Origin of the sequence: Phenylobacterium sp., assembly GCF_037189685.1 — a bacterium.
Classification (GTDB): Bacteria; Pseudomonadota; Alphaproteobacteria; order Caulobacterales; family Caulobacteraceae; genus Phenylobacterium.
Genome location: NZ_JBBCIT010000012.1, coordinates 64213 through 77165, shown reverse-complemented (window position 1 = coordinate 77165; position 12953 = coordinate 64213). Strand labels below are relative to the sequence as shown.

Sequence of the window (12953 nt, the reverse complement as noted above, 5' to 3'; positions counted from 1 at the left end):
CAGTCAGACCGCCTTTGTGAAGATCACGCCGCGGATGGTGGCCGCCGTGCTCTTGTGCAGCCCGAGCGCCTCGCCGGCGGCGGTGTAGATCTGGGGTTCCTCGAGGTCGCCCAGGTCGAGGAGCTGGCCGGCCTTGAGGTCGATCGGGGGGACGATCCCGTCCCCGTCGCTCAGGAAGGTGATGGCGACATCGATGTCGCTCTGGAGCCAGCCGGCGTAGACGAAATGGCGTTTCTCGCCATCGGCGGCCAGCAGCTCGTCGGCGTCGGCTCCCGCGACCTCGAACGGCGTGCGGACGAGGAAGGCCTCGAGGTCGGTGCGGCGCGGCCGGGGGGGCAGGGCCACGACCTGGGTCGTGGCGGCGAGGACGAGCTCGCTCAGCGTGGCTTCGGTGGCGAGTCCGCCGGGCCCGGCGGGGGCCTCCTCGGCGGCGATGAAGGCGACGCGGTGCCCCGTGCGCAGGCTCACACAGGCCGCGCCGCCGCCCGCGAAGTGCAGGATGCCCAGGGTGGGATCGACCAGATTGGGCGGCCCCCAGGCCATGAGCACGGCGCCTTCCAGGACGGTGACCCGGGCGAAGCCCCGATCGACGGTCTGGCGGCTCTCAGCGGGCCAGGCCGGGGCGGCGGCGCTCTGACGGGGTTCCGCGCCGATCGCGTCCAGCAGTTGGGGCTCCCCGACGATCTCCTCGAGCACGGCCGGGTCGCGCGTCTCGCCGAAGCGCCCGAGCTTGACCCACTCGATCTTGACCTTGGCCATTGCGCGCTCGCACCCATCATCGCCGGAGAGGCGACCACGATGGCGAGAGACGCCGCTGCGGACGCGGCGGACGTGTCGGGACGGCCCCGCGCCCCGACAGAGGCGGACGCGCGCCGTTCCCGGAATCCGGCCTAGACGGCGGCGTCTATGGCCGCGGGCGCTGGCCACCCTAGACACCTCCGTCTATCGGGCCCGGGCGCGGGCCTTCAGCCTAGCCGGAACCGACTATGTCGGCCGAGGACGGCTCGTTCGCGATGATCAGTTCACGCGCCTGGGTGACGCCCTGGCTCAGGGTGTAGTTGAGCTCGACGGCCTCGACCTCCGCCCAGGCGAAGAGGTCGCGGATCTCCGGCGTGTCGTTGATCGACAGGATGAAGCGGCCCTTCAGAGTACGAAGCGTGTCGGCCAGGCGCTGGAAGTCGGCCGGCGAGAACAGGCCAGGCCCGTAGTAGTGCTCGGAGCCGGAATAGGGCGGATCGCAGTAGAAGAGCGCGCCGGGCCGATCATAGCGGCGGATGAAGGCCTCGAAGTCCAGGTTCTCGATCCAGACCTGATCCAGGCGCTCGTGCAACTCCTCGAGCATCGGCTCGAGGCGGGCCAGGCTGAAGGGAGACGGCCGGCCCCACGAGACGCCGAAGTTGCGGCCGATCACCTTGCCGCCGAAGGCGAGCGTCTGGAGGTAGAGGAAGCGGGCGGCGCGCTGCAGATCGGTCAGCGTCTCGGGATCGACCTTCACCAGGCGCTCGAACTCGGCGCGGGTGGCGAGCTGGAAGCGGAGCACCTGAAGGAACTGGACATAGTGTTCGCGCAGGATCCGGAAGAAGTTGGCGACGTCGCGCGAGGCGTCGTTGATCAGCTCCTGGCGCGGTCGCGAGGTGCGGCGCAGGAACACGCCGCCCATGCCGACGAAGACGTCGGCGAAGACCTGATGCGGCGTGGCGTCGATCCTGGCGCAGATCCGGCGGGAAAGGTTCTTCTTGCCGCCGACATAGCCGGCGATCGGGCGCGCGGACGCGACCGGGACGAGGGGACTCGACTCCATGTTGAGAATCTTCGCTTTTGCACCCTGCCGTCGCGCGGCAGGGGACCTGAGCGCCGCCCTAGGGAGACGCAAGGGGCGGGGGGCAATTCCCGCGGTTCAGGCGTTGGCGCGCCTGGACCTCCCCTCACACACCGCGTGGCGAATCGCGGGCCGCCAGTGTCGGCCAGGCGGGGCGTCCCGACAAGTCCGGGGCCGGTCAGGCCAGGAGCGCGTCGGCGCGCTCGGAGGTGAGCAGCTCGGCGGCGACGAGGTCGGCGAGGGCGGCGGAAAGGCGGGGCGCGTCGAGGTTCACCGTGGGACCGGCGAAGAGGTAGCGCAGCCAGACGCGGATGGCGGCGTCGCCGTCGGCGGCGGTCTCGATGGCGACGAGCTCCTCCGTGGTCAGGCGTTCCATCCATTCGCGCAGGGTGATCACGCGGCCGCCGGCGGCCCCGTCGCCGGCGACGGGGACGAAGCCCGTGTCCGCGAACCCTTCCGACGCCGCCACCCAGGACAGGTCGGCGAGGTCCGCGTCGGCCAGGCCGACGAGGTTGGCGGGCAGGGGGCCGGGCGCGCCGACCGGATCGCCGGTGGACACCTGGATCTTCTGATAGAGGCTCATGTGCGCTCCTTCGAGGCGTCTGGGTTGGTGGGGTCTGGGTCAGTGGGGGCCGGTGATCACGACGCCGCCCGGTTCGGGCGCGCGCTGGTCGATCCCGACCGGGGCGCCCGCCCAACCGAAGCCGCCGCGGCCGGCGGTGCGATCGGGGATCTCGTCCAGGAAGCCCGCGCCGCCGCCGACCACGGCCAGGCCACCTTCGCCATAGGACCCCGTCGCGGGGCCGTCCGGCGTATCGGGGTCGTCGTCCAGGTCGAGGGATCCGGCGCCCTGGCCGCCCGTCCGGTTCAGGTCGCCGCCGGCGGCGGACCCGCCCGACCCGCCGGGCGTGTAGCCCGCGCCGCCGGTCTGGCCCGGCCCGGCCGAGACGGTGCGGCCGGCGAAGGTGACGGTCGTGGCCGCGGTGTGGGCGGTGACCAGGCCCGTCAACCGATCGCCCCGGTCCAGCCAGAGCCGCCAACGCGCGGCCGCGCCGCCGCCGCCGTCCGACGCGGCGGTGCCGAACGAGAGGCCGCCGTAGCCGCCCGGCCCGAACACATAGACCACATGCCACCCGGAGGCCTGGGCCTCGAAGTCGAAGGCCCCGGGCGCATAGATGTCGTATCGCCGGGCCCGATCCGCCCGCCGCCGGGGATCGAGGCCGCGATCGCGCGGCCGTGGCGCGGGATCGGCGCGCACCTGGCCGCGCAGGGCGGGACTGTAGGCGCCGATCCCGCGGGGCATCAGAAGTCCTCGATCTCGGCGTCGAAGGCCACGTCGATGCCGGTGACGGCCACGCCCACCCAGATCTCTTCGTCGGGCTCGCCCTTCAGGGGCTCGTCGCGGCTGAAGGGGAAGGCGGTGGCGGTGATGCCGCCGGTTGTGGCCAGGGTCTGGGCGGGCAGGGTGACGCTGCGCGCCAGGTGGGCGTCGGTGGCGCCGTCCACATCCGGCCGGCGGCGAAGGAGATAGAGCGCGCGGCCGGTGACCGTGGCCAGGGGGAGCGCCTTCAGGCCGGTGATGAGGCCGCCGAAGGGGCCGAACTGGCAGAGCAGCACGGCGTTGACCGTGTCCTTGAGGGTGGTCTTCGCCGTGGTGGCCGCCGCCCAGAGCGCGCTGGCGGTGCGGACCTCCTGGGTGAAGCGCGGATCCGCGCCGTCGGGATTGGCCAAGGGAGCCTCCTAGAGTGCGATGGCGAGGGCGCGGGCCCGCCTGAGGGTGACGGTGTCGGCGGCCGCGGCCGCGGCGAGGATGGTCTCGAGCTCGACCGAGGCGGCGGCGAGCTGGGCGTCGTCGCGGGCCAGGCCGGCGGCTTCGGCGGCCGCCAGGGCGTCGTTCCGGTGCGTTTCGGCCTGGTTTCGGTAGCCGAGCGCATCGTCGCGGGCGGCCTCGACCAGGGCGAGCTGCTCACCGACGCCGGCGACGCCCTCGGCCGCGGCGAGGGTGGCGTCGCGGACGGCGCGGCCCTCCTCGAGGAGGGTGAGCTGGGCCAGGGTCGAGCCGGCGATCGCGGCGATCAGCCAGTCGTCGTGTTCGCCCTCGAGGCCGGCCAGGGCCTCGACCTTGATATCCCACTGCCCGGTCAGCCGGTCATAGGCGAGGGTGCGGACCACGGCGTAGGCGTCCGGCGTGGCCGCCCGGGTCAGGATCGCGAAGGGGCCCGGCGCGAAGAGCTCGCGGTTCGTGGCGTCGACGGTGAGGTAGAGCTCGCCGGCCTCGACCAGCGCGGCCGGCGTCGTGGACGTGGCGGTGAGCCATTGCAGTTGGGTGATGGCCAGCAGCTGCCCGCGCAGGCTGGCGATCACCGCCTCGGAGCGCGACAGGACGCGATCGAGCACGACGGCCATCGCCTCGTCCTCGGTGAGCCGCTGGAGCTCGAGCGGATCCAGGCGCGCGTTGATGTCCAGGAACCGGCGGTTCAGCTCCTTGGGCGTGAGCCGGGTCTGGCTCGTGACGCGGTAGACGGCGCTGCGGTCGGCCATGGGCTAGCCGATGGGCTTCGCCGCGGCGATGCTGTCCCGCACCGCCTGGGCCACGTCGCCGCGCAGCTCGAGCGGATTGTGCGCCGGCGACAGCATGCGGCCGCGCCAGGGGACCGGCCGGGCCAGGTCGACGGCGTAGAAGCGGTCCGGCTCGAAGGTCTCGGGCACGGCGGGCGCGGTTTCGGGCGGGGGCGCTTCGGACTTCCGGCTCATGGATCGGCTCCTCAGATGTCGGTGACTTCGATGGCCTCGACCACGGTGAAGGGCCGGGAGGCGTGGTCCGTGGTCATCTCGATGATCCCCTGGTAGTCGGTCATGGCCGCGCCCAGGTCGAAGGTGGCGATCTTCTCGACCACGCCGTCGGGATGGGTGAGGGTGACGAGGGTGTCGTGGGTCTCGACCACGCCCGGGCCGCGGTCGATCTTCATCACCACGGTGTGGTGGTCGGGGTCGAAGCCGCGCATGCGGATGGTCATCACCGCCGTCTCGCTGGACGCGACCGCGGCCTCTTCGGAGACGTGCTTGGCGGCCAGGGCCATGCGCGAGACCACGACCTGGGAGCCGTCAAGCATAAGGCCGGGCATGACGTCGGGCGTGCCGACGAAGGTGGCGCGGAACGCCGCCAGCGCCGGCAGGGTGGCCAGGACGCCGGGATCGGACGGGTCGAGGGGCCGCCATACCCCGCCGATCTGGACGGAATAAACCAGGTCGGTGGAGCCCGGGACGACGGCCTCGGCCAGGATGTCGATGGCCTGAATCCCGCCGGCGAGCTGCAGGCCGGTGAGGTCGATATCGACCCGGGACTTGGGGAAGACGGCGGTGAAGTCGCGCCACAGCAGATGGACGCTGGGCTCGGCGAACCACTTCCCCCCGTTCATGCCGTAGAAGTACTGGCCGGTGGCGCCCGAGCTGTCGGCGCCGGCGGCGTCGGCCACGCCGATCTGGAAGTTCTGCTGGGTGACGATGAAGTAGCCGTACCGCTCACCGCCCTTGAGGAAGGTGGGCTCGATGGCGATCTCGGGAAAACCGCCGGCCGCGCCGACCAGCTGGACATCGGCGGCGTTCACCGTGGTGAGGGCGATGACGCGCGAGAGGTCGGGCTCGCCGCGATAGGTCTCGCAGATCCCGACGGTGATCGAACCGTTGGCGGGCTTGGCCTTGAGGTGCGGGCCCAGACCCACGACCCAGCGATCCTGGGCGTTCAGGAAGGTCTCGACGTGGGCGTAGCCGAGCTTCTCGTCCTCGGTGACCACGCGCGACCAGTAGGGGGCGGCCACTTCGTCGGTCCAGAACTTGGCGAGGCGCACGATCTTGTGGCCGTCCTGGTCGACCTTGCCGGTCTCGTAGACCTGGAATTCCTCGCCGCCCTTCTGGAAGACGCCGCGAATGCCGTCGTTGAGGCGGCCGAGATAGGTCCCGGCGTTCCACCAGGCGCCGCCCACGGTGACCTCGAAGTCGCCCCCGAACCGGACGCGCGCGCGGCTCATCTGGAGCCTGACCAGGGTGCGCGCCTCCTGGGCCGAGTAGTCGGCCAGCGACAGCGTCCCGTTGTCGCCCTTGGTGATGCGGCGCTCGGCCTTGACGTAGGCGGGCAGAAGCAGGCCGCCGGCGGAGACCTTGGCCTGGGGCTGGTTGGGGTTGAGGAGCGCGAGCTCGCTGGTTTCCGAGGCAGCGAAGGGGAAGCGGAGGCCCTCCTCGAGCCGGGCGGCGTAGCCGGCCGCGCCGGGGTCGGATTTCGACGCGTCCAGGAAGGGCAGCGCGCGGTAGCCGACGTAGGTGTCGGGGATGTCGAGGCGGGCCTTGATGCCGGCCACGTCGCCGGCGATCTGGAGCAGGAGCTCCTTGTTGCCGGTGGCGGCGGCGTCGGCCGAGAGACGGGCCAGGTCGGAGCGCAGGGTGGCCACCTGGGGCCGGGTCTCGTCGGCGAAGGCGTTGAGGATCTCGACCTGGCCGGCGACGTCGCCGAGGTTACGCAGCTCGGCCGCGGTGTTGCGGGCGATCTCCACGATGCCGGCCGCGTCCATGTGGACGAGGGCGACGATCACGCCGCCGGCGTCGACGGCCGGCGGCTGGGGGGCCACGGCCTCGGCGCCGCCGATGGCCTCGAGGCGGGCGCGACGGCGGCTCTCCACGGCCACAGAGTCGGCCTCGTAGACCTGGTTCTCGGCGTCGACCTCGAAGTCGCGCTCCTGCTCGTCGGTCTCGATCAGGTCGGCCGAGGCGACGATGGCGACGACCTTGCGGTTGATCGCCGGCTTGAGCGCCAGGAGGTCGATGTCCACGCCGTCGGCGTCGGCGCGGTAGAAGACCTGGCCATTGTACCAGAGGCGCCCGTCCTGGACGTTGACCGAGGTGGCGGTGTCGGCTGTCACCGCGAAGCCGGTGAAGCGGCGGCCGCGCTCGATGGCGTCGAGCGCCAGGTGGTCGATCGAGGCCCGGGCGAAGCCGTGCAGGTTGTTGAGATCGTCTTCGGTGACGGTCTGGCGATCGCGGAAGATGACGGCGCGTTCCATGGATCAGGGGCTCCTGACGATCTGGCCCAGGCGATAGCTGCCATCGAGGGGCACGCCGTCGCCGGCGGTGATGGGGCGATAGAGGCCGGTGCGGACGAGCACCTGGTCGCGGCCGAGCTTGGCGGCGCGGACGGCGGACAGACCGGCGTCCAGGCGCGTGCGATCATGGGCGCGCACAGGGCCGCTCGGACTGAGCGGCCACGGACGGCGGCCGCGCTGGCGGTGGCTCAGGTCCACCGACAGGCGAAGCTGGAAGGCGGGCTGGCCCAGGATCGAGCGGCCGACGAAGATGCCGCCGCGCGACTTCAGCCGGCCGTCCCGCGCCATCGCCGGGTCGAACAGGCGATAGCTCCGGGCGACGTGCTCGTGGCCGCGGTTCCGCCGGACGACGGTTCGGGGACCCAGCGCGCGGCCGGCGACCAGGCTGCGTGCGCCCTGGACGGGCGCCGCCGAGAGCGTCGAATGGGCCGCCGCCGGCGGCCGGCCGGGCGAGACGGCATGGATGTTGGGCTGGCGGCCGTGGAAGGCGTAGGTGCGCGCCGCGGTGTCCTGGCGTCGCGGCGCGCGGCCGGCCAGCACGCCGCCCACGCGGGCGCCGCCCATGTTTGCGCGACCGGGGCTCGCGCCGAGCGTGACCACCAGGTGATCGCCGCGGGCGCGGATCGGCACGGGGATGGGGATGGGCGTCGGGGTTCCGTGGCGGACGAGCACGGCCCTGGGTCCGCAGTGCTCCCGGGCCAGGTCGGCGCGCACGGCGCGGCGTGACCCACCCCAGCAACGGCCGGCGACCAGGCTGCCGCGGCGATGATGCCGTTCCCGCACCCAGGTGACATCCAGGCGCGGGAACTGTCCGGCCCAGCGGCGGCGATCGGCGTCGGTCCAGGGCCGGCGGGGGACGAGCCGGGCGGGCGGCGTCCTGGCGCGGACGAGCTCGGCGTCCACGAAGGCGAGATGTTCGGCGAAGGCCGGCAGGGTTCCGAGACGGCGCTTCAGGGCGAGGCTGCGGCGGATGACCTTGCGCTTCCTGGCCGTCGACCACCTGGGGTTCCAGACCATGACGCCCAGGTCGGCCGCGAGGGTGGGCAGGCGGGCGGCGGGCGCGCGGACCGGGTCCCAGAGGGTGGCGAGGTCCGCGGGCGGCAGGTCGAAAGCCTCGGCGTAGGCTTCCGACAGGGCCCGCATGACAGGGGTGGCGTTGGGCGGGAGCAGCGACCGGCCGCCGGGGTTCGACGGATCAGGCACCTGTCACCTCGGTCGAGAGGGTCAGGCCCGTGACGCGCACGACCTGATCCGGGGCGGGGACGAGGTCGGCCGGCAGGCCGCGGATCCGGAGCACGCCGCCGACCGTGAGGGCCGCGGCCAGGCCGGTCTGGGTGAGCGGCGCGCCGATGCGCCGGCGGCCGGCCAGGTACCTGGCCAGGCCGGCTTCGGCCGCCGCGCGCACGAGGCCGGCGTCGGGGCCCGGGCCATCGAGCTCGAGCACAACGTCCAGCGCGACGTCCAGGCGTGTGGCGGCGCGGATCTGCAGGGTGTCGGTGCCCAGGTGATGCTCGGCATCCAGAAGCGCCGCCCGGGCCAGCTCGACCTGGGCCGCCTCGCCGGCGGGGCCGTCGTCGCCGGCGTCGCCCAGCAGGATGACCGCGACCGTTCCGCGCTGGACGAGGCCAGAGGCGTGGTTGAGGGCCAGGGCGTCGCTCAAACCGGGCGCGTGGGCGAGGGCCCAGAACATGTAGCCCGGCAGCGATCCCGGCACGCGGGCGTGGGCGGCCAGCATCAGCCGCCAGCGGAACCGGTCGTCGGTCTCGCCGGCCTGGCGGAGCACCGCCTGGCCGATGTCGGCGTAGTAGCTGGCGGCGAGGTGATCGAGGGCGGCGCCGTCGCCATGGGCCACGGTCAGGCGATTGGCCCCGTCGTTGAGCTGCTGCAGGGCGAGCACCCGGCGGAGGGCGACTTCCTCGGAGAGGATGACGATGGGGTCGGTCTCGGCGTCGGGATCGAAGGCCTCATCGATGGCCGCCAGCCGTCGGCCCACGGACGCGAGGATCTGGGCGCGTTCGGCCTCGAAGTCGGCGTCCGCCAGCTGGAAGGGCGGCAGGCGCGACAGGTCGAGCGATGCGGCGGCGGGCAGGATGGCCATCGGCGCCATGTCGCCGCCGGCGGCGAGCGCGGGCGACGGGCCTCTGTCGGGAGGGCGCGGCGTCCCGACAGGCCCGGGTCAGGGGTCCACGTGGTCGAGGATGGCGTCGAGGATGGCCTCGCGTTCGTCGTCGGTGAACCCGAGCAGGCGGCGCATGGGGTAGCGGGCCATGGGGCCGCCGGGGGAGGTGCGATCCTCGCCGCCCTCCTGGTGGACCGTCGCGATCCGGGCGGCGCGGCCGCTGAAGCCCACGGCGACGCCCTCGGCGTCGATCTCGCCGCGAAGGAAGGCGGCCGTGCGGATCTTGCGGAACATCGGCGCGCCGGCGCGGCGGCGGACGCGTCCCGGCCGGCGGCGGATTTCGGCTCGGGCCTGGAACCGACTGGCCTCGGCCGCCTGGGCCTTGCGCGGCGCGAAGGGCGAGCCGTCGGGGTTCTCCTGGCGGGCGATGCGGGCGGCCTGGCTACGCCGGAGGTCGCGGAGCAGCCGCATCTGCAGGCGGCGCACGCCGGGGCCGTCCAGGGCGGCGATCGTGGCCCGGGCCCAGGCGTCGAGCGCCTCGAAGTCGCTCATGGCCCGCCGTCGTCCTCTTCAGGGTCCTCTCCAGGACCCTCCGGCGGGGGCTCGGGATGAGCCTGGCACTGCATGAGGCGCTCGGTGTTGGCGTAGAGTTGGTGCAGCAGGCCGGGCGGCGCCAGGTCGAGCTCCTCGGGATGCTCGGGGCGGGGGGCGAGGTCGAAGCCCGCGCCGCCGACTGCCGCCTCGCCGACGACACCTTCCGTGAGGGGGATGGTGAGCTCGAGATCGGCCTTGCGGCTGTCCAGGATGTCGGCCTCGAAGCGCACGCCGTCCTCGGCGGTGGCGGGATTGGCGAGCAGCTCGCGCTGGTGGCGGCCGAGCCAGGCGAACACCAGGGCGAAGAGTTCGGCGCGATCGCCGTCGAAATCCAGGAAGACGAGCTTGACGGTGTAGCGCCACTCGAAGCTGAGACCCGGGCCGTAGCCGGCGACGGCGCGGCCCTGTTCGACGCGGACGAGGACGCGATCCTTGTTGGCGGCCACCCAATCGTGGCCGGCCTCGAGATAGCGGCGAAGATGATCGGGCTTGATCATCGGGGTTCCTTGAGGAACGGCCGGCGCCACCACGGCGCGGCCAGGCGGGCGACCGTGGCCCGATCGCGCGTTTCGCAGCGGCCGAGGATCTCGAGCGTGTCGGCCTGGCGGCCGTTGGCCTTATCGAGCTGGCCGGTCTGGGCGGTGGCGAACCGCCAGAGGCGGCCGGCGTCGGCCTCGGCGGGCGGCAGCTCAGCGCCGGGGATCGGCCTGCGGAAGCTCTCGGGCAACAGGGCGCTGCAGGCAGTCGGGATGCTGACGATAGGCGGCGTACTGGCACAGGCCGTGGCGACCAGCGCGATTGAGCTCAGGATCAAGGCGCTGGCGAGCGCCCGGAAGTGCGTCGATGGCATCGGAGGTCTCCTGGGTGAGCCGATCGGTTCGGGAATCGCGGGCCGCACCGTCGACCACGACGACCACGGCGTCGCCGGCGGCGCGGGCCCGGGCGGCGGCGGCCGCGGCCTCGACCTTCGCGCCGGCCGCGGCGCGGCGGGCCGGGGACGAGACGGCCCAGGCGAAGAGGGCGAGGACGACGACGGCAAGCGCCAGGACGGCCCAGGCGCGGGGCGTCAGGATCCGGAGCCAGATCATGCGACATTCCCCCTCGCGACATTTGCTGGCTGCAGGCCCTCGGCGAGGAGGGCGGTGACCTTGGCGGCCGCCTCGCCCTTGGTGATGACGCCGTCTTTGTCGACATCGAGGCCGGCGTTCTGGCGATAGGTCGTGGGCCGGGACGTCCGGTCCCAGAGCGGGGCGGACAGGGGCTGGCCGATGGCTGCGGGCCACAGGATCGCCATGTAGCCGTCGGCCAGGCTGCGGATGCGGCCGGCGTAGGGTTTGAAGTAGCGGTAGACGTAGTTGAGCTGGTCTTCCGGGGTGAGGGCGGCCAGGCGGTCACAGGCCGCGCGGCCGGCGGCCTGGCGCTGGGCCTTCGTCATCTTCGCGATCGCCGCCTTGGTGTGGAAGAAGTGCAGGGCGGTGTCGGGCATGAACTGGATCAGGCCGGTCGCGCCGGACCCGGCCATGTTGCGGATGTCGGCGCGGAACGAACGCCCGGTCTCCCAGGCGATCCAGGTCATGAGCCAGTCGGGGGCGGGGCGACCCGGCTTGGAGCCGATGTCGAGGTTCTCGCAGATCCAGCGGACGCGATCGCAGAAGACCGTGGAGACCTTGGCGCTCCAGGCCAGGGGCGTGGCGGCGGCCGAATCCGCCCACGCCGAATCCGCGCCCGAAGGGGACGGCCCCGGCGAAGCGGCGGGCGGCGCAAGCTCGGCAAGCAGGCGGTCGAGATCCTCGACGGCCGCGACCAGGCCGGCCCGGATTCCCAGAAGGGCTTCGCGGGACATCAGCGGCGCTCCCACGGCGGCCCGGGCGTGATCGGCGGCGGCGCGGTCCGCGCGGCCGGACGATCGGGCGCGGGCGACGATCCACGGCCGAACGGCAGGCGGACGCTGGCGACCAGGCGGCCGACGTCGTCGGCGGACGCGCCGCCGAAGTAGAGCACCCAGAGGATGACGATCACCGTCATGAGGCCCTGAGCGAAGGCCAGGAGGTGGCCGGCCGGCATGCGGGCGGCGACGAACCACAGCAGGCCGACCAGGAGCACCGAGGCGCCGAAGGTCAACAGGCGACGCCAGAAGAAGCTCGCCTCGGGCAAGGGGTTGTCGATGTCGTGTCCGCCGCAGGTCACTTCGATTGCTCCAGGGCGGTGAGGCGGCGGTCGATGTCGACCAGGCTGGTCTCGATCCTGGCGATCGCGCCCACGGGGAGCTGTTCGCGCAGGCTGGCGACGTTGGCGTTGAGGGTGGCCAGCATCCAGACGACGGAGGCCAGGGCGCTGCCCAGGGTCAGGACGCCGGCGGCGATGGCCACGCGCGCCTGGGCGCGGGCGCGCTCGGCGTCCTGGGCGGCGTCCTGCGCGGCGTTCTGGGCGGCGTGGTGCTGGCGGACGATGTCGGCCGGCGTCAGCGCATGGGGTCGGGCGGTTGCGGTTCGGGCGGCAGGGGGCATGGGCCTAGTCCCAGAGCTGGATCATGGCGGCCGGATCCGCGGCGCCGTCCGCCGGCGCTTCGGCCAGGTCGGGGATGACGACGTCCAGGCCCTCGGGCAGGGCCTGGCCGCGGGCGGCGAGGCCGGGGTTGGCGGCGAGCACGGCTTCGATCGCCGGCGAACCGCGGCCGGTGACACGCCAGACCAGGCGGTCGATCGGCTCGCCTTGCCGGGCCTGGACCACGCGCGTCATCAGACCAGCTCGGCGAAGATGCGCGACTCGCCCAGGAGATCGCGGACGGCGCTGCGCTGGGCCCGGCGGTGTTCGCCGGCGGCGGCCTGAAGGTCGTCGGCGCGATCGTGGCCGGCGGCCGTTAGGCCCAGCTCGCGCATCCGTTCGAGGAGGTCGGCCGCGGTCGCGGCATAGACGGCCCGGGTGTAGAGGATGACGGCCTCGGCCACGCCCTCGATCACCTCGCCGGGCACGTCGTCCAGGCTCTCGCGGCCGGCGGTGAGGTGGGCCGCCTTCCAGGCCGCGAGCTCGCGGCGGGTGGACAGGATCGCGAAGATCGCGGCTTCGCGGAGCCAGGCAAGGTCGACCGCAGGGTCGATCCGCATGACCAGACGCAGATCGGCCAGGTCGATGTCGGGCCAGAAGGCGTCGCCCTCGAGGACGACGTCGGCGGGCGCGGCCGGCGGGATCTCGGCCGGGTTGAGCGGCGGCGGGGAGACGAAGCTGGTCATGGTGGGGCTCGTTTGCTCCAGTTCGTCTCCCCCTCGGCCCCCCGGCTACGGCGGTGGGGGAAACGGCGGCGGTCGACGGAAGGGAGAGGGCTTCCGGG

Annotated in this window: 19 protein-coding genes; all 19 read right to left on the bottom strand. The window is 73.1% G+C overall.

The features are described 5' to 3' along the window. Window positions 1-3: 3 nt before the first annotated feature. The 19 genes from WG212_RS08695 to WG212_RS08605 all read right to left on the bottom strand — a co-directional run bounded on the left by WG212_RS08695 (window position 4) and on the right by WG212_RS08605 (window position 12855). Entirely contained in the window at window positions 4-759 is a 756-nt protein-coding gene (locus WG212_RS08695; RefSeq protein WP_337186698.1) for a hypothetical protein, read from the bottom strand. A 211-nt stretch (window positions 760-970) separates the two neighbouring features. Continuing rightward, window positions 971-1801 (bottom strand): DNA adenine methylase, encoded by an 831-nt coding sequence (locus WG212_RS08690; protein WP_337186697.1) that lies wholly within the window; start codon window positions 1799-1801, stop codon window positions 971-973. Window positions 1802-1997: 196 nt separating this feature from the next. Then, on the bottom strand, window positions 1998-2402 hold the full coding sequence (locus WG212_RS08685; RefSeq protein WP_337186696.1) for a hypothetical protein: 405 nt from the start codon (window positions 2400-2402) through the stop codon (window positions 1998-2000). A 39-nt stretch (window positions 2403-2441) separates the two neighbouring features. Continuing rightward, entirely contained in the window at window positions 2442-3122 is a 681-nt protein-coding gene (locus WG212_RS08680; protein WP_337186695.1) for a hypothetical protein, read from the bottom strand. After that, window positions 3122-3550, bottom strand: a complete 429-nt coding sequence (locus WG212_RS08675; protein ID WP_337186694.1) for a hypothetical protein — start codon at window positions 3548-3550, stop codon at window positions 3122-3124. The genes WG212_RS08680 and WG212_RS08675 overlap by 1 nt, the downstream gene beginning before the upstream one ends. A 9-nt stretch (window positions 3551-3559) precedes the next feature. Continuing rightward, window positions 3560-4360 carry a hypothetical protein gene (locus WG212_RS08670; protein WP_337186693.1) on the bottom strand — a complete coding sequence of 267 codons (801 nt, stop codon included), beginning with the start codon at window positions 4358-4360 and terminating at the stop codon, window positions 3560-3562. A 3-nt stretch (window positions 4361-4363) separates the two neighbouring features. After that, the gene (locus tag WG212_RS08665) at window positions 4364-4573 is read right to left on the bottom strand and encodes a hypothetical protein (RefSeq protein ID WP_337186692.1); all 210 of its coding nucleotides are present in this window, start codon (window positions 4571-4573) and stop codon (window positions 4364-4366) included. Between the two features lie 11 nt (window positions 4574-4584). Further along, window positions 4585-6873, bottom strand: coding sequence for a hypothetical protein (locus WG212_RS08660; RefSeq protein WP_337186691.1), 2289 nt, complete (start codon window positions 6871-6873; stop codon window positions 4585-4587). Between the two features lie 3 nt (window positions 6874-6876). Beyond that, on the bottom strand, window positions 6877-8115 hold the full coding sequence (locus WG212_RS08655) for a phage tail protein I (RefSeq protein ID WP_337186690.1): 1239 nt from the start codon (window positions 8113-8115) through the stop codon (window positions 6877-6879). Then, entirely contained in the window at window positions 8108-9019 is a 912-nt protein-coding gene (locus tag WG212_RS08650; protein ID WP_337186689.1) for a hypothetical protein, read from the bottom strand. The genes WG212_RS08655 and WG212_RS08650 overlap by 8 nt, the downstream gene beginning before the upstream one ends. 69 nt (window positions 9020-9088) lie before the next feature. Continuing rightward, entirely contained in the window at window positions 9089-9583 is a 495-nt protein-coding gene (locus WG212_RS08645) for a phage virion morphogenesis protein (protein WP_337186688.1), read from the bottom strand. Further along, window positions 9580-10122: a phage tail protein gene (locus tag WG212_RS08640; RefSeq protein ID WP_337186687.1), complete on the bottom strand. Its 543-nt coding sequence runs from the start codon at window positions 10120-10122 to the stop codon at window positions 9580-9582. Before WG212_RS08640 ends, WG212_RS08645 begins: the two co-directional genes overlap by 4 nt. Continuing rightward, window positions 10119-10352, bottom strand: coding sequence for a hypothetical protein (locus tag WG212_RS08635; RefSeq protein ID WP_337186686.1), 234 nt, complete (start codon window positions 10350-10352; stop codon window positions 10119-10121). Before WG212_RS08635 ends, WG212_RS08640 begins: the two co-directional genes overlap by 4 nt. Next, window positions 10315-10713: a hypothetical protein gene (locus WG212_RS08630; protein ID WP_337186685.1), complete on the bottom strand. Its 399-nt coding sequence runs from the start codon at window positions 10711-10713 to the stop codon at window positions 10315-10317. The genes WG212_RS08635 and WG212_RS08630 overlap by 38 nt, the downstream gene beginning before the upstream one ends. Next, window positions 10710-11468 (bottom strand): hypothetical protein, encoded by a 759-nt coding sequence (locus tag WG212_RS08625; protein WP_337186684.1) that lies wholly within the window; start codon window positions 11466-11468, stop codon window positions 10710-10712. Before WG212_RS08625 ends, WG212_RS08630 begins: the two co-directional genes overlap by 4 nt. After that, a complete protein-coding gene (locus WG212_RS08620; RefSeq protein ID WP_337186683.1) occupies window positions 11468-11812 on the bottom strand; it encodes a hypothetical protein in 345 nt (114 codons plus the stop codon). Before WG212_RS08620 ends, WG212_RS08625 begins: the two co-directional genes overlap by 1 nt. Further along, on the bottom strand, window positions 11809-12132 hold the full coding sequence (locus WG212_RS08615) for a hypothetical protein (protein ID WP_337186682.1): 324 nt from the start codon (window positions 12130-12132) through the stop codon (window positions 11809-11811). The genes WG212_RS08620 and WG212_RS08615 overlap by 4 nt, the downstream gene beginning before the upstream one ends. Window positions 12133-12136: 4 nt before the next feature. Continuing rightward, the gene (locus WG212_RS08610) at window positions 12137-12364 is read right to left on the bottom strand and encodes a tail protein X (protein ID WP_337186681.1); all 228 of its coding nucleotides are present in this window, start codon (window positions 12362-12364) and stop codon (window positions 12137-12139) included. Continuing rightward, window positions 12364-12855 (bottom strand): head completion/stabilization protein, encoded by a 492-nt coding sequence (locus tag WG212_RS08605; protein ID WP_337186680.1) that lies wholly within the window; start codon window positions 12853-12855, stop codon window positions 12364-12366. Before WG212_RS08605 ends, WG212_RS08610 begins: the two co-directional genes overlap by 1 nt. Between the last annotated feature and the right edge of the window lie 98 nt (window positions 12856-12953).

What these genes read in the sequence shown, in the direction of transcription:
- WG212_RS08610 (WP_337186681.1), bottom strand. Translation starts at nt 12,364, where the DNA reads ATGACGCGCGTGGTCCAGGCCCGGCAAGGCGAGCCGATCGACCGCCTG.
- WG212_RS08650 (WP_337186689.1), bottom strand. Translation starts at nt 9,019, where the DNA reads ATGGCGCCGATGGCCATCCTGCCCGCCGCCGCATCGCTCGACCTGTCG.
- WG212_RS08665 (WP_337186692.1), bottom strand. Translation starts at nt 4,573, where the DNA reads ATGAGCCGGAAGTCCGAAGCGCCCCCGCCCGAAACCGCGCCCGCCGTG.
- WG212_RS08615 (WP_337186682.1), bottom strand. Translation starts at nt 12,132, where the DNA reads ATGCCCCCTGCCGCCCGAACCGCAACCGCCCGACCCCATGCGCTGACG.
- WG212_RS08695 (WP_337186698.1), bottom strand. Translation starts at nt 759, where the DNA reads ATGGCCAAGGTCAAGATCGAGTGGGTCAAGCTCGGGCGCTTCGGCGAG.
- WG212_RS08640 (WP_337186687.1), bottom strand. Translation starts at nt 10,122, where the DNA reads ATGATCAAGCCCGATCATCTTCGCCGCTATCTCGAGGCCGGCCACGAT.
- WG212_RS08605 (WP_337186680.1), bottom strand. Translation starts at nt 12,855, where the DNA reads ATGACCAGCTTCGTCTCCCCGCCGCCGCTCAACCCGGCCGAGATCCCG.
- WG212_RS08630 (WP_337186685.1), bottom strand. Translation starts at nt 10,713, where the DNA reads ATGATCTGGCTCCGGATCCTGACGCCCCGCGCCTGGGCCGTCCTGGCG.
- WG212_RS08645 (WP_337186688.1), bottom strand. Translation starts at nt 9,583, where the DNA reads ATGAGCGACTTCGAGGCGCTCGACGCCTGGGCCCGGGCCACGATCGCC.
- WG212_RS08660 (WP_337186691.1), bottom strand. Translation starts at nt 6,873, where the DNA reads ATGGAACGCGCCGTCATCTTCCGCGATCGCCAGACCGTCACCGAAGAC.
- WG212_RS08685 (WP_337186696.1), bottom strand. Translation starts at nt 2,402, where the DNA reads ATGAGCCTCTATCAGAAGATCCAGGTGTCCACCGGCGATCCGGTCGGC.
- WG212_RS08680 (WP_337186695.1), bottom strand. Translation starts at nt 3,122, where the DNA reads ATGCCCCGCGGGATCGGCGCCTACAGTCCCGCCCTGCGCGGCCAGGTG.
- WG212_RS08670 (WP_337186693.1), bottom strand. Translation starts at nt 4,360, where the DNA reads ATGGCCGACCGCAGCGCCGTCTACCGCGTCACGAGCCAGACCCGGCTC.
- WG212_RS08690 (WP_337186697.1), bottom strand. Translation starts at nt 1,801, where the DNA reads ATGGAGTCGAGTCCCCTCGTCCCGGTCGCGTCCGCGCGCCCGATCGCC.
- WG212_RS08625 (WP_337186684.1), bottom strand. Translation starts at nt 11,468, where the DNA reads ATGTCCCGCGAAGCCCTTCTGGGAATCCGGGCCGGCCTGGTCGCGGCC.